This window comes from Paraoerskovia marina (genome assembly GCF_900105445.1).
GTDB classification, from domain to species: domain Bacteria; phylum Actinomycetota; class Actinomycetes; order Actinomycetales; family Cellulomonadaceae; genus Paraoerskovia; species Paraoerskovia marina.
Genome location: NZ_LT629776.1, coordinates 2,131,964 through 2,144,245 on the forward strand (window position 1 = coordinate 2,131,964; position 12,282 = coordinate 2,144,245).

Here is a 12,282-nt window from a genome sequence, read left to right on the forward strand (position 1 = left end):
CTACGGAACGCGCGGACGGGCGCCGTCGTCGTCCGCCTGACGGGCCGTCCGAGCGACGGACTACCCGAGGTAGACGTCCCCCGACTCGACGACGACCGGGATCGACGCCAGCGCCTCCGGCGCCGGCCCCGACAGGACGGCTGCGTCCTCGAGGGCGAACGTCGACGCGTGGCAGGGGCACCGCAGCTCGCCGTCGTCGGGGAGAACGGTGCATCCCTGGTGCGTGCAGGTGGCGCTGAAGGCACGGAACTCGCCCTCGACGGGCTGTGTGAGCAGCAGGTCCAGCCCGTCGACCGTCGTCACCGCGAGAGCTCCCCCGACCGGGACGTCCGCCACCGGCGCCAGCGGGGCGTCCGCCGACTCCTGGACGGCGGCAGGCTCCGAGCCCGTGGAACCACAGGCAGCGAGTCCCAGCGCGCAGGCTCCGATCCCGGTGCCTACGATGACAGAACGGCGGGAAGGCCCTGATGCGATAGCGGTCATGAGACAGATCATCCCATTCGGCGGCAGGCTCGGCTCGAGCATTTGTGAAAGTCTTCACGAAGAGTACGATGGAAGGCATCAGACCAACACTCAGGAGGATTCTGTGAGTACCATGCGCGCAGCCGTCGTCGACTCGTTCACCGCCCCGCTGACGGTCAAGGACGTCGAGATCCCCACCCCGGGGCCCAACGAGGCCCTCGTCAAGGTGGACTACACGGGCGTCTGTCACACGGATCTCCACGCCGCCCACGGTGACTGGCCCGCCAAGCCCCAGCCCGCCTTCATCCCCGGTCACGAAGGCGTCGGCACCGTCGTCGCCGTCGGTGACCAGGTGACCCGCGTCAGCGTCGGAGACGTCGTCGGCAACGCCTGGCTGTGGAGCGCCTGCGGCGAGTGCGAGTACTGCGAGACGGGCTGGGAGACCCTCTGCCTCAAGCAGGAGAACGGTGGATACTCCGTCGACGGTTCCTTCGGCCAGTACATGCTCGTGGACGCCCGCTACTGCCCGATCGTCCCCGACGGCGTCGACATCAGCGCCGTCGGCCCGATCCTCTGCGCCGGCGTGACCGTCTACAAGGGCCTCAAGATGACCGACACGAAGCCTGGCGACTGGGTCCTCGTCTCGGGCATCGGCGGACTCGGGCACATCGCCGTCCAGTACGCCGTCGCGATGGGCCGTCGGGTCGCCGCGGTCGACGTGGACGACGCGAAGCTCGAGCTGGCTCGCAAGCACGGCGCCGAGGTCACCGTGAACGCGGCCACGTCCGACGACGCGGCCGCCGAGATCCAGGCCCAGACCGGAGGAGGCGTCCACGGTGCTCTCGTGACGGCGGTCAACTCCCACGCCTTCCCCCAGGCCGTCGGCGCGCTGCGACGCGGAGGGACCGTCTCGCTCGTCGGACTCCCGCCCGAGCAGTTCCCGCTCGACATCTTCACGACGGTGCTGTCGGGCCTGACCGTCCGCGGCTCGATCGTGGGCTCCCGCAAGGACATGGCCGAGGCCATCGACTTCTTCGCCCGCGGCAAGGTCAGCCCGACCTACACCGTCCGCCCGCTCGACGACATCAACGAGATCTTCGGCGAGATGGAGAAGGGTGCGATCGACGGCCGCGTCGTGATGGACATGCGCTCGTAGCCCTCCGGCACGAGCCGTCGTGGGCCCGCCTCCGTGTCAGGGGGCGGGCCTACGATCGTCTTGATGACAACCACGAGCGCACCCGACCCGCAGCCCACACTCCGCACCGAGGCGGAGGACGCTCTGCGCAGACTCGTCGGACGCGACGGCGCTGCTCTTCGAGACGACCAGTGGACCGCCGTCGAGGCGCTCGTCGACCGGCACGCGCGCGCCCTGGTCGTCCAGCGGACCGGCTGGGGAAAGTCGGCGGTGTACTTCGTCGCCACGTCCCTGCTCCGGGCACGGGGCGCAGGGCCCACGGTCATCGTCTCGCCGCTCCTCGCGCTCATGCGCGACCAGATCGCCGCGGCGGACCGGGCCGGCATCCGCGCCGTGACGATCAACTCGTCCAACATGACGGAGTGGGACACGGTCCACGCCGAGATCGCCGCCGGGACGATCGACGTGCTCCTGTGCTCCCCCGAGCGCCTCAACAACCCGGACTTCCGGGACGAGGTGCTCCCCCGGCTCGCCGCCGACGCGGGTCTGGTCGTCATCGACGAGGCGCACTGCATCTCCGACTGGGGCCATGACTTCCGGCCCGACTATCGCCGGATCCGTACGCTCCTGGGCGACCTTCCCGCGGGAATCCCCGTACTGGCCACGACCGCGACGGCGAACGAACGGGTCACGGCCGACGTCGCCGAGCAGCTCGGGGTCTCGCGCACCTCGGCCGCCGGCGGCCTCGGCGAGGAGGTGCTCGTGCTCCGCGGCGGGCTGGACCGCGCCTCGCTCCATCTCGCCGTCCTGTCCCTGCCGGACCAGCCCAGCCGCGTCGCGTGGCTCGCCGACACGCTGCAGGACGTCGACGGGTCGGGCATCGTCTACTGCCTCACGGTCTCCGCGGCCGAGCAGGTGGCCACACAGCTGCGAGCCGCCGGCCTGGCCGTGCAGTCGTACACGGGGCAGACCGACCCGGCCGAGCGCGAGCAGCTCGAGGCCGACCTGAAGGACAACCGCGTCAAGGCGCTGATCGCGACGTCGGCGCTCGGGATGGGCTTCGACAAGCCCGACCTCGCGTTCGTCGTCCACCTCGGAGCACCTTCCTCGCCGATCGCCTACTACCAGCAGGTCGGGCGCGCCGGCCGCGGCGTCGATCAGGCCGTCGTGGTCCTTCTGCCCGGACAGGAGGACCGAGCCGTCTGGGAGTGGTTCGGAGCGCAGGCGTTCCCCGCGGAGGAGCAGGTGCGCGCCGCTCTCGAGGCGCTGAGCACCACGGAGACGACGTCGATCGCCGCGCTCGAGACCCGGGTCGACCTCAAGCGGTCACGACTCGAGTCCATGCTCAAGGTGCTCGACGTGGACGGCGCGGTCCGCCGCGTCAAGGGAGGATGGCTCGCCACGGGGCAGGAGTGGGCCTACGACGCCGACCGCTACGCGCGCGTCGCGCAGACACGCCGCGACGAGCAGCAGTCGATGCTCGACTACGTCGCGACGCCCGGGTGCCGCATGGCCTATCTCCGCGCGGTCCTGGACGACCCCGAGCTCGAGGCCGGGTGGGCCTGCGGCCGGTGCGACCGGTGCGGAGGGGTCGGGCTGCCCGACGCGCCCGACGCCGACGCCGTGGCCGCGACACGGGCGGAGATGGACCGGGTCGGTGTCGACGTGACGGCGCGCCGCCAATGGCCAAGCGGCATGGAGAGTCTCGGCGTCGACCTGCGGGGCCGAATCCCCGCGGCCGAGCAGGCCGGTGCGGGCCGGGCCGTCGCACGTCTCGACGGACTCGGGTGGTCCGGCGCGCTCCGCGACCTCTTCGCCGCCGTCGACGCGGAGGGCCGACCTGCGGACGGCGAGACTCCCGTCCCGCTCCGCAAGGCGGCGGTACGTGTGCTCGACGAGTGGGACGCGCTGTGGACCGCCGGGCCGTCGTCGTCCGACGACGGCGACCCGAGCACGGGAGACGACGACGGGGCCCGCGCGGAGGACCGTGCACTGACGATCGAGGGGGTCGTGGCGGTGCGGTCGACCACCCGACCCCTGCTCGTCCAGCACCTGGCGACCGGGCTCGCGGGATACCTGAGGGTGCCGTTCGTCGGTTCCGTCGGCCCGGCACCCGACCACGCCGCGCCGGCGCGGCACGACGTGAACTCCGCGATGCGACTGGCTGGTGTCTCGCGCCGTCTCCACCTCGAGCTGTCGGACGCGGCGCGGTCAGGCCTTGCGGGCCGTGCTGTCCTGCTGGTCGACGACTACACCGACTCGGGGTGGACGCTCACCGTCGCCTCTCGCCTCCTGCGCGAGGCAGGGGCGAGCGCCGTGCACCCGTTCGTGCTCGGCGTCCGGTAGCCCGGCCGGCGCGCCCGCTCAGAACCGCGCGCGGACGGCGTCGCCGTGAGCAGGCAGGTCCTCGTCGTTCGCCACGGCGACGATGCGGTCCGCGACGACGGCGAGCGCGTCCCGGTCGTACTCGATGACCTGTACCGCCTTGACGAAGCTGTGCACACCGAGGCCGGAGGCGAAACGCGCGCAGCCTCCCGTCGGCAGCACGTGGTTGGACCCTGCCATGTAGTCGCCGAGGGAGACCGGCGACCAGGGCCCCACGAAGATCGCGCCGGCGTTCCTCACCTTCTCGGCGAGCTCGGCGGCGTCGCGTGTCTGGATCTCGAGGTGCTCGGCACCGTACGCGTCGACCACGCCGAGCCCCTGCACCATGTCGTCGACGACCACGATCGCCGACTGCGGGCCGTCCAGTGCCTGCGCGACCCGTTCACGGTGGTGGGTCTCGGCAGCCACGTCCGCCACCCGCGCCTCCACGGCGGAGGCGAGCTCCACCGAGTCGGTGACCAGCACCGCGGCGGCGAGCGGGTCGTGCTCAGCCTGGCTGACGAGGTCGGCCGCGACGTGCCCGGCGTCGGCCGAGTCGTCCGCGAGGACGGCGATCTCGGTCGGCCCCGCCTCGGCGTCGATCCCGACCACACCCCGGACGAGGCGCTTCGCCGCAGCGACATAGACGTTCCCGGGCCCGGTGATCACGTCGACCGCCTCGCAGAGCACGTCGCCGTCGACCGGGTCAGAACCGTCGGCGCCGTAGGCGAACATCGCGACGGCCTGCGCACCGCCCACCGCGTAGACCTCCTCGACACCGAGCAGGGCGCACGCCGCGAGGATCGTCGGGTGCGGGAGTCCTCCGTTGTCGGCCTGGGGCGGCGAGGCCACCGCGAGCCCGGGAACCCCGGCCTCCTGGGCCGCCACGACATTCATGATGACGGAGGACGGATACACCGCGAGCCCGCCCGGCGCGTACAGCCCGACCCGCTCGACCGGTACCCAGCGCTGGCGCACCTGCGCCCCGGGAGCGATCTGCACGGTGAAGTCCTGAGGCTTCTGTGCCGCGTGCCCGCTGCGCACCCGGACGATCGACTCCTCGAGGCCCGCGCGCACGGTGCCCGGAAGCGTCTCGAGCGCGCTCGTCAGCTCAGCGGGAGGGACACGCAGATACTGCGGCCGCACGTGGTCAAAGCGCTCGGCGAGGTCACGCAGGGCAGCGGCCCCGCGGCGTCGGACGTCGGCGACGACGGGTGCGACCTGCGCCGCGGCGTCCTCGACCCCGAGCTCGGCTCGCGGAAGGACGTCGACGAGCTCGCGACGGGTGAGCTTTCGGCCACGGAGGTCCAGTCGGGATATCACGTGCCCATCCTAGGACGGCCCTGCGTGCTGCACCGAGACCATTTCAGAACGGGCACAATGAACCCATGAACTCCTCCGAACCCGTCACGATCGACGGCGAGAGCATTCGCCTCGGTCAGTTCCTCAAGCTGGCCGACCTCGCCGAGTCGGGCGCCGACGCACGCGAGCTCATCACCGACGGAGAGGTGTCCGTCAACGGCGAGGTCGAGACGCGTCGTGGACGGCAGCTCGTCCGCGGCGACGTGGTGGCGGTCGCCATGCCGCAGGGAGAGATCTCCGCGACAGTGGCGTGACGACCCGTCACTCGGCCATGTAGGCGGAGCACATGACGCGGTCGGGGGTGAGCCGAAGGACGATCCGGTCCGGGTTCTCGCTGAGCTGACGGTACCTGCGCGCGTATCGCTCGACCGCGTCCGCGATCTCGTCGACGTCGGTGACGACCTCGACCGGACCCTCGAGAGTCATCCACCGCCCGCCGTCGACCTGGCACAGAGCCGCCCGTGGCGGCACTCCCTCGGCGTCGCGGGCGGCGTTCCGCGCCTTCGTCGAACGGCGGTTCGTCGTGATGCGCGCGACCCCGGCCTCGGGGTCCCAGGTGAACGCGACCGGGACGACATGTGGCGTCCCGTCGGACCGAAGCGTCGTCAGGGTGGCCAGATGGCGTTCGGTCACGAAGACGCGCTGCTCCGGGTTCAGATGAATCATCGCGTCGAGTCTAGACGCCTGCGCCGACGCCGACGCCGACAGGCGACGATGCGAGGCACGACGGTCCGAGTAACGCCTTGAGATCACCGAAGAGCGCGGGCGAACGTTCGACCCGCAGTGTCGCCTCGAGGCGCATCACGGTGGTCCGGCCAGGACTCTGGAGGCGCAGGTGCACCTCGGCGGTCCCAGGATGGGTCGCCAGGATCTCGCGCACGCGCTCCACGAGCGGCGGCGTGCAGCGCGACTCCGGAAGGCTGACCAGCACCGGAGCGTCCGCGACGTTGGAGACGTCGGGGAGGCTCACCTCCATCGCCTGGAGCTGCATCGTGTCGTCACGACGCCGCACCCGGCCCTTGAGCACCACCACCTGGTCCTCGGCGAGGATCGTCGAGTAGGCCAGGTAGGTCTCGCCGAAGAACATCACCTCGACGCCGCCGTCGAGATCCTCGATGGTCACCGCTGCCCAGGGATTGCCGTTCTTGCTCATCTTGCGCTGGAGCGACGTCACGAGCCCGGCGATCGTGACCGTCGAGCCGTCCGTCCGCCCCTCGTCCGTCAGCAGGGCCGCGATCCCGGTGTCCGCGTGCCGGGCGAGCACGTGCTCGAGCCCGGAGAGCGGGTGGTCGGAGACGTAGAGTCCGAGCATCTCGCGCTCGAAGGCCAAGAGCTGCTTCTTGTCCCAGTCGGGCAGGTCCGGGACGTCGACCTGGAACCCCATCGCGTCGTCCTCGGAGCCGCCGAGGTCGGCGAAGAGGTCGAACTGCCCCTTGGCCTCCTCCCGCTTGACCGAGATCACCGCGTCCACGGCCTGCTCGTGGACGACGACGAGTGCCCGCCGTGGGTGTCCGAGCGAGTCGAACGCTCCTGCCTTGACGAGCGACTCGATCGTGCGCTTGTTGCAGACGACCGCCGGGACCTTGTCGAGGAAGTCGGTGAAGGAGGTGAAGTCACCCTTCTCCTCGCGGGTCGCGACGATCGCGTCCACCACGTTGCGCCCCACGTTGCGCACGGCCGTCAGACCGAACCGGATGTCGTCCCCCACCGCCGTGAAGTTCGCCGCCGAGGAGTTGACGTCAGGGGGGAGCACCGTGATGTGCATGCGACGGCACTCGTTGAGATAGAGCGCGGACTTGTCCTTGTCGTCCCGGACGCTCGTGAGCAGGCCCGCCATGTACTCGGTCGGGTAGTTCGCCTTGAGATACCCGGTCCAGTACGAGACGAGTCCGTAGCCCGCCGAGTGGGCCTTGTTGAACGCGTAGCCCGCGAACGGCACGAGGACGTCCCACACGGCCTTGATCGCGGCGTCGGAGTACCCGCGCTCGCGCATCCCCGCCTGGAACGGGATGTACTCCTTGTCCAAGACCTCCTTCTTCTTCTTGCCCATGGCACGACGAAGCAGGTCGGCCTGTCCGAGGGAGTAGCCGGCGAGGATCTGCGCGGCGCGCTGGACCTGCTCCTGATAGACGATCAGCCCGTGGGTCTCCCCGAGGATCTCCGCGAGCGGCTCCTCGAGCTCCGGGTGGATCGGGGTGACCTCCTGGAGCCCGTTCTTGCGCAGGGCGTAGTTAGTGTGCGAGTTCATCCCCATCGGCCCCGGTCGGTACAGGGCGATGACGGCCGAGACGTCCTCGAAGTTGTCCGGGCGCAGCTGGCGGAGGAGCGCGCGCATCGCCCCGCCGTCGAGCTGGAACACCCCGAGCGTCTCGCCCCGGGCGAGCAGGTCGTACGTCGCCTGGTCGTCGAGGCCGATGTGCTCGATGTCGACCGGCTCCTTGCCGTTCATCACGATGTTCTCGAGCGCGTCGTCGAGGATCGTCAGGTTGCGCAGCCCGAGGAAGTCCATCTTGATGAGCCCGAGGCCCTCGCAGGTCGGGTAGTCGAACTGCGTGATGATCGCGCCGTCCTGCGGCCGCCGCATCAGCGGGATCACGTCGATCAGGGGCGCGCTCGACATGATGAGTGCGCACGCGTGGACGCCCCACTGCCTCTTCAGCCCCTCGATCCCCTGAGCCAGGTCGACGACGCGCTGCGCCTCCGGGTCCTGCTCGTGCATCTTCCGGAACTCCTCGGCCTCCTGGTAGCGAGGGTCCTTCGGGTTGAAGATGCCGGAGACCGTGATGTCCTTGCCCATCACCGCGGGAGGCATCGCCTTCGTCAGCTTCTCCCCCATCGCGAACGGAAAGCCGAGGAGCCGCGAGGAGTCCTTCAGGGCCTGCTTGGCCTTGATGGTGCCGTACGTGACCACCTGGGCCACACGGTCGTCGCCGTACTTGTCCGTCACGTACCGGATGACCTCGCCGCGCCGGCGCTCGTCGAAGTCGACGTCGACGTCGGGCATCGAGACGCGCTCCGGGTTGAGGAAGCGCTCGAAGATGAGTCCGTGCTCCAACGGGTCCAGCTCGGTGATCCCCATCAGGTAGGACGCCATCGACCCGGCGGCCGAACCTCGGCCGGGCCCGACACGGATGCCCTGCTCCTTCGCCCAGTTGATGAAGTCGGCGACGACGAGGAAGTAGCCCGGGAACCCCATCTGGACGATGATCTCGGTCTCGTACCTCGCCTGCTCTCGCGACGCGTCCGGGATCCCGTCCGGGTACCGGCGGTGCAGGCCGTTCTCGACCTCCTTGACGAACCAGCTGACCTCGTCCTCGCCCTCGGGCACCGGGAAGTGGGGCATGTAGTTGGCACTCGTGTCGAACGAGACCTCGCACTGCTCGGCGATCCGCAGCGTGTTGTCGCACGCCTCGGGCAGCTCACGGAAGAGCTCGCGCATCTCGCGGGCCGACTTCACGTAGTAGCCGTCTCCGTCGAACTTGAACCGGTCCGGGTCGTCGAGCGTCGAGCCCGAGTTGATGCAGAGCAGGGCCTCCTGAGACTTCGAGTCCTCGCGTCGCACGTAGTGCAGGTCGTTCGTGGCCACCAGGGGCGCGCCGATCGCCTCGGACAGCCGGATCAGGTCCTTCGTGACGCGCGTCTCGATGTCGAGCCCGTGATCCATCAGCTCGACGTAGAAATTCTCCTTGCCGTAGATGTCCTGCAGCTCGCCGGCCGCGCGCACCGCCTCGTCCCACTGGCCCAGACGCAGTCGCACCTGGATCTCGCCCGAGGGGCATCCGGTCGACGCGATCATGCCCTCGGAGTACGTCGAGAGCAGGTCGCGGTCCATGCGCGGCCACTTGCCCATCTGACCCTCGAGCGAGGCGAGGGAGCTTGCACGGAACAGGTTGTGCAGACCCGTGTTGTTCTTGGCCCACATCGTCATGTGCGTGTAGGCGCCGCGGGCCGAGACGTCGTCGGACTCCTGGCCCTTCTCGCCGTACCGGACGCGCGTCTGGTCGAAGCGGCTCGTCCCGGGGGTGACGTACGCCTCGACGCCGATGATCGGCTTGATCCCCGCCGCCGTCGCCTTCGACCAGAACTCGAACGCCCCGAAGACGTACCCGTGGTCGGTGGTCCCGATCGCCTTCTGACCGAGTCGCGAGGTCTCCTCGAAGAGGTCGCCCAGCCGCGCGGCTCCGTCAAGCATGGAGTACTCGGTGTGCACGTGCAGGTGGACGAAGTCGTCCTCGGTCGTGGAGCTGGCAGACGGCATGCGACGAGTCTAGATCCCGCCGGGGACAGTCCGGGGGACGGCACGACCTCTCGTCCCGTCCTACGCTGTGAGGACCTTCACGCCGTCGCGATGGTCGATCCCGGCGTCGAGGTAGACAGGCCCCTCGACCTCGTACCCGCACCGCCGGTAGAAGCCCTCGGCCTGCGTCTGCGCGCTGAGACGGACGACGACGCGTGAGCCCGTCGGCGTCGTCGCGGCGTTCTCGGCGAGCGCCCACTGCTCGAGCGTGTCCATCACCAGTGCGCCGACGCGGGTCCCCCGCGCACGCGCGGCGACCGCGACGCGCCCGATGTGCACGTCGCCGGGCGTGTCGTCGACCAGCAGCCGACCGGTCCCGACCACGGTCCCGTCGACTGCCCGCACGAGCACGTGCGACGTCGACGGGTCCGTGTCGAGCGCATCGATCTCCTCGGCCCGTGGCACGCCCTGCTCGTCGCAGAAGACGGCGAACCGCAGCGCCCAAGCTTCCTCGAGGCCCGCCGCGTCCGCGACGCGTTCGACCGTGTACGACCCGGTCATGCGTACGCGCCCCGGACCACCTCGAGGGCCTGCGCCAGGTCGTCCGGGTACTCGCTGTTCACCTCGACCCGCCGCCCGGTGACAGGGTGGTCGAAGGCGAGTCGCATCGCGTGGAGCCACTGCCGGGTCAGGCCCGTACGCTCCGCCAGCCGGGGATCCGCCCCGTAGGTCAGATCGCCCACGAGCGGGTGCCGGACCGCCTGGAAGTGGACGCGGATCTGATGGGTGCGGCCTGTCTCCAGGTGAACCTCGACGAGCGACGCGGCCGGAAGCATCTCGAGCACCTCGTAGTGCGTGACCGAGTGCTTGCCGTCGGCGGTGACGGCGAACTTCCAGTCGTTGCCCGGATGACGCCCGATCGGTGCGTCGATCGTCCCGCGGGTCGGCTCGGGGTGGCCCTGCGCCAACGCGTGGTAGACCTTCTCGACCGTGCGCTCCTTGAACGCCCGCTTCAGCCCCGTGTACGCGACCTCGCTCTTCGCGACCGCCATCAACCCGGACGTACCGACGTCGAGGCGGTGGACGATCCCCTGACGCTCGGCCGGGCCGGACGTCGAGATCCGGTAGCCGGCTGCGACGAGCGCTCCGACCACGGTCGGTCCGGTCCATCCCGGGGACGGGTGGGCAGCCACGCCGACGGGCTTGTTCACCACGACCACGTCGTCGTCCTCATAGGCGATCGTCATCCCCGGGACCGGCTCCGCCACGACGGCCGCCGCGCTGGGCGCCGGGTCCTGGAGGTCGACCTCGAGCCAGCCGCCCTCGGGGAGCCTGTCCGACTTGCGGACGGCCGTCCCGTCGAGAAGGACGTTGCCGTCGGCGGCGAGCTCGGCGGCACGGGTCCGCGAGACGCCCAGCATCCGGGCTACCGCGGCGTCGACGCGCTCACCGACGAGTCCGTCCGGGACGGGAAGCTCCTTGCGGCTCACGCCGGCCCGTTCCCGGGCCGGTTCTCCGGGTCCGTGGGGTCGACCGCGGCGGGCTCGGCCCGCGCCGGGTCGTCCGACGACGGCGACTCGTCCCCCTCGTCGTCCACCAGCGGCTCTCCGTCGATGCCGACCCCACGCAGCGCGAGGATCGCGATCAGGACGGCGGCGGCGACGATGGCGATGTCGGCCACGTTCCCCACGAAGACCCCGTAGTCGATGAAGTCGACCACGTGCCCGCGCGCGAATCCGGGCTCGTTGGTGAGCCGGTCCACGAGGTTGCCGACCGCGCCGCCGAGGAGCAGGCCGAGAGCGATCGCCCAGCCGAGCGAACCGAGCCTGCGCAAGGACCGGATGATCACCGCGACCACGACGACCACCAGGACCGTGAGCACCCACGTCATGCCCGTGCCGATCGAGAGCGCCGCACCGGGGTTGTACACCAGGACGAGGCCCAGGAGATCGCCGACGAGCGGAATCCACCCCTCGCCGGCAAGGGCATTCTCGGCCCAGATCTTGGTGACCTGGTCGACGACGAGGACGAGGACGGCCAGCGAGACCGTCCACGCGATGAGGGAACGGCGCACCGGGCGCGCGGGCTGTGTGGACATCGGGATCAAGTCTGCCACGACGCGACCACGTCGGATCACACCCGGCGGGCTCAACGCCGCTCTTCGCGGGCCTTTGCCTCGACGCTCAGGGTCGCCCGCGGGAAGGCCTGCAGCCGTGCCTTGCCGATGGCGGCGCCCGTGGCCTCGCACGTGGCGTACGTGCCGCGCGCGACCCGCTCGAGAGCACGGTTGGTCTGCGCCAGCAGGTCGCGCATGTTGTTCACGATCGTGAGCTCTTGCTCACGCTCCAGCGCGTTGGCGCCCGAGTCCGCCTGGTCGTCACCGGCCCCCTCACCGGAGTTGCGCAAGAAGTCGGACAGCTCGACGTCCGCCTCCGTCAGCTCTCGCTGCAGGCGCTCACGCTCCGCCATCAGACCGACGACGAGGGTCTCCGCCTCGTTCAGCGTCCACGCCGACTCTCCGTCGCGCACGGGGTACTTCTTCACCTGTCGGCCGAGTTCTGGGAACTCTTCCTTGACTGCGGCACGTTCCGCAGCGCTGAGCTTCGTCATGACGGCCTCCTGGGTCGAGTGACGGCGAGACTAAACGCGACAGCCGGTGCGCACAACACACCACGCCGTGGTGTGTCGCGCGCACCGGCTGCGAAGAAACCAGACCGACGCG

The 12,282-nt window shown here is 70.2% G+C and carries 11 protein-coding genes; 3 read left to right on the forward strand and 8 right to left on the reverse strand.

Going from position 1 to position 12,282, the window contains the following annotated elements; translation table 11 throughout:
* Positions 1 to 60: 60 nt before the first annotated feature.
* Positions 61 to 483 carry a Rieske (2Fe-2S) protein gene (locus BLU20_RS09620; RefSeq protein ID WP_029252661.1) on the reverse strand — a complete coding sequence of 141 codons (423 nt, stop codon included), beginning with the start codon at positions 481 to 483 and terminating at the stop codon, positions 61 to 63.
* Between the two features lie 112 nt (positions 484 to 595).
* On the opposite strand from BLU20_RS09620, the gene adhP reads away from it, so the two are divergent.
* Positions 596 to 1,618 carry an alcohol dehydrogenase AdhP gene (adhP, locus tag BLU20_RS09625; protein WP_029252660.1) on the forward strand — a complete coding sequence of 341 codons (1,023 nt, stop codon included), beginning with the start codon at positions 596 to 598 and terminating at the stop codon, positions 1,616 to 1,618.
* 63 nt (positions 1,619 to 1,681) lie between these two features.
* A complete protein-coding gene (locus BLU20_RS09630; RefSeq protein WP_083372382.1) occupies positions 1,682 to 3,943 on the forward strand; it encodes a RecQ family ATP-dependent DNA helicase in 2,262 nt (753 codons plus the stop codon).
* A gap of 18 nt (positions 3,944 to 3,961) precedes the next feature.
* Here the strand turns inward: BLU20_RS09630 and hisD are convergent, their stop codons facing one another.
* Positions 3,962 to 5,284 (reverse strand): histidinol dehydrogenase, encoded by a 1,323-nt coding sequence (gene hisD / locus BLU20_RS09635; protein WP_083372383.1) that lies wholly within the window; start codon positions 5,282 to 5,284, stop codon positions 3,962 to 3,964.
* Between the two features lie 65 nt (positions 5,285 to 5,349).
* Between hisD and BLU20_RS09640 the strand changes: the two genes are divergently transcribed.
* A complete protein-coding gene (locus tag BLU20_RS09640; protein ID WP_029252657.1) occupies positions 5,350 to 5,577 on the forward strand; it encodes an RNA-binding S4 domain-containing protein in 228 nt (75 codons plus the stop codon).
* A gap of 7 nt (positions 5,578 to 5,584) precedes the next feature.
* Here the strand turns inward: BLU20_RS09640 and BLU20_RS09645 are convergent, their stop codons facing one another.
* The 6 genes from BLU20_RS09645 to BLU20_RS09670 are packed head-to-tail and all read right to left on the reverse strand — an operon-like array spanning position 5,585 to position 12,170.
* Positions 5,585 to 5,989: a pyridoxamine 5'-phosphate oxidase family protein gene (locus tag BLU20_RS09645; RefSeq protein ID WP_029252656.1), complete on the reverse strand. Its 405-nt coding sequence runs from the start codon at positions 5,987 to 5,989 to the stop codon at positions 5,585 to 5,587.
* A 10-nt stretch (positions 5,990 to 5,999) separates the two neighbouring features.
* Positions 6,000 to 9,581, reverse strand: a complete 3,582-nt coding sequence (gene dnaE / locus BLU20_RS09650) for a DNA polymerase III subunit alpha (protein WP_083372384.1) — start codon at positions 9,579 to 9,581, stop codon at positions 6,000 to 6,002.
* A 60-nt stretch (positions 9,582 to 9,641) separates the two neighbouring features.
* Positions 9,642 to 10,121, reverse strand: a complete 480-nt coding sequence (locus BLU20_RS09655; protein ID WP_083372385.1) for a GNAT family N-acetyltransferase — start codon at positions 10,119 to 10,121, stop codon at positions 9,642 to 9,644.
* Positions 10,118 to 11,050 carry an RluA family pseudouridine synthase gene (locus BLU20_RS09660; RefSeq protein ID WP_083372386.1) on the reverse strand — a complete coding sequence of 311 codons (933 nt, stop codon included), beginning with the start codon at positions 11,048 to 11,050 and terminating at the stop codon, positions 10,118 to 10,120. Before BLU20_RS09660 ends, BLU20_RS09655 begins: the two co-directional genes overlap by 4 nt.
* Positions 11,047 to 11,658, reverse strand: coding sequence for a signal peptidase II (locus BLU20_RS09665; RefSeq protein ID WP_083373011.1), 612 nt, complete (start codon positions 11,656 to 11,658; stop codon positions 11,047 to 11,049). The genes BLU20_RS09660 and BLU20_RS09665 overlap by 4 nt, the downstream gene beginning before the upstream one ends.
* A gap of 50 nt (positions 11,659 to 11,708) precedes the next feature.
* Positions 11,709 to 12,170 carry a TraR/DksA family transcriptional regulator gene (locus tag BLU20_RS09670; protein WP_029252651.1) on the reverse strand — a complete coding sequence of 154 codons (462 nt, stop codon included), beginning with the start codon at positions 12,168 to 12,170 and terminating at the stop codon, positions 11,709 to 11,711.
* Positions 12,171 to 12,282 lie beyond the last annotated feature (112 nt).

What these genes read in the sequence shown, in the direction of transcription:
- BLU20_RS09620 (WP_029252661.1), bottom strand. Translation starts at nt 483, where the DNA reads ATGACCGCTATCGCATCAGGGCCTTCCCGCCGTTCTGTCATCGTAGGC.
- adhP (WP_029252660.1), top strand. Translation starts at nt 596, where the DNA reads ATGCGCGCAGCCGTCGTCGACTCGTTCACCGCCCCGCTGACGGTCAAG.
- BLU20_RS09630 (WP_083372382.1), top strand. Translation starts at nt 1,682, where the DNA reads ATGACAACCACGAGCGCACCCGACCCGCAGCCCACACTCCGCACCGAG.
- BLU20_RS09640 (WP_029252657.1), top strand. Translation starts at nt 5,350, where the DNA reads ATGAACTCCTCCGAACCCGTCACGATCGACGGCGAGAGCATTCGCCTC.
- BLU20_RS09645 (WP_029252656.1), bottom strand. Translation starts at nt 5,989, where the DNA reads ATGATTCATCTGAACCCGGAGCAGCGCGTCTTCGTGACCGAACGCCAT.
- dnaE (WP_083372384.1), bottom strand. Translation starts at nt 9,581, where the DNA reads ATGCCGTCTGCCAGCTCCACGACCGAGGACGACTTCGTCCACCTGCAC.
- BLU20_RS09655 (WP_083372385.1), bottom strand. Translation starts at nt 10,121, where the DNA reads ATGACCGGGTCGTACACGGTCGAACGCGTCGCGGACGCGGCGGGCCTC.
- BLU20_RS09665 (WP_083373011.1), bottom strand. Translation starts at nt 11,658, where the DNA reads ATGTCCACACAGCCCGCGCGCCCGGTGCGCCGTTCCCTCATCGCGTGG.
- BLU20_RS09670 (WP_029252651.1), bottom strand. Translation starts at nt 12,170, where the DNA reads ATGACGAAGCTCAGCGCTGCGGAACGTGCCGCAGTCAAGGAAGAGTTC.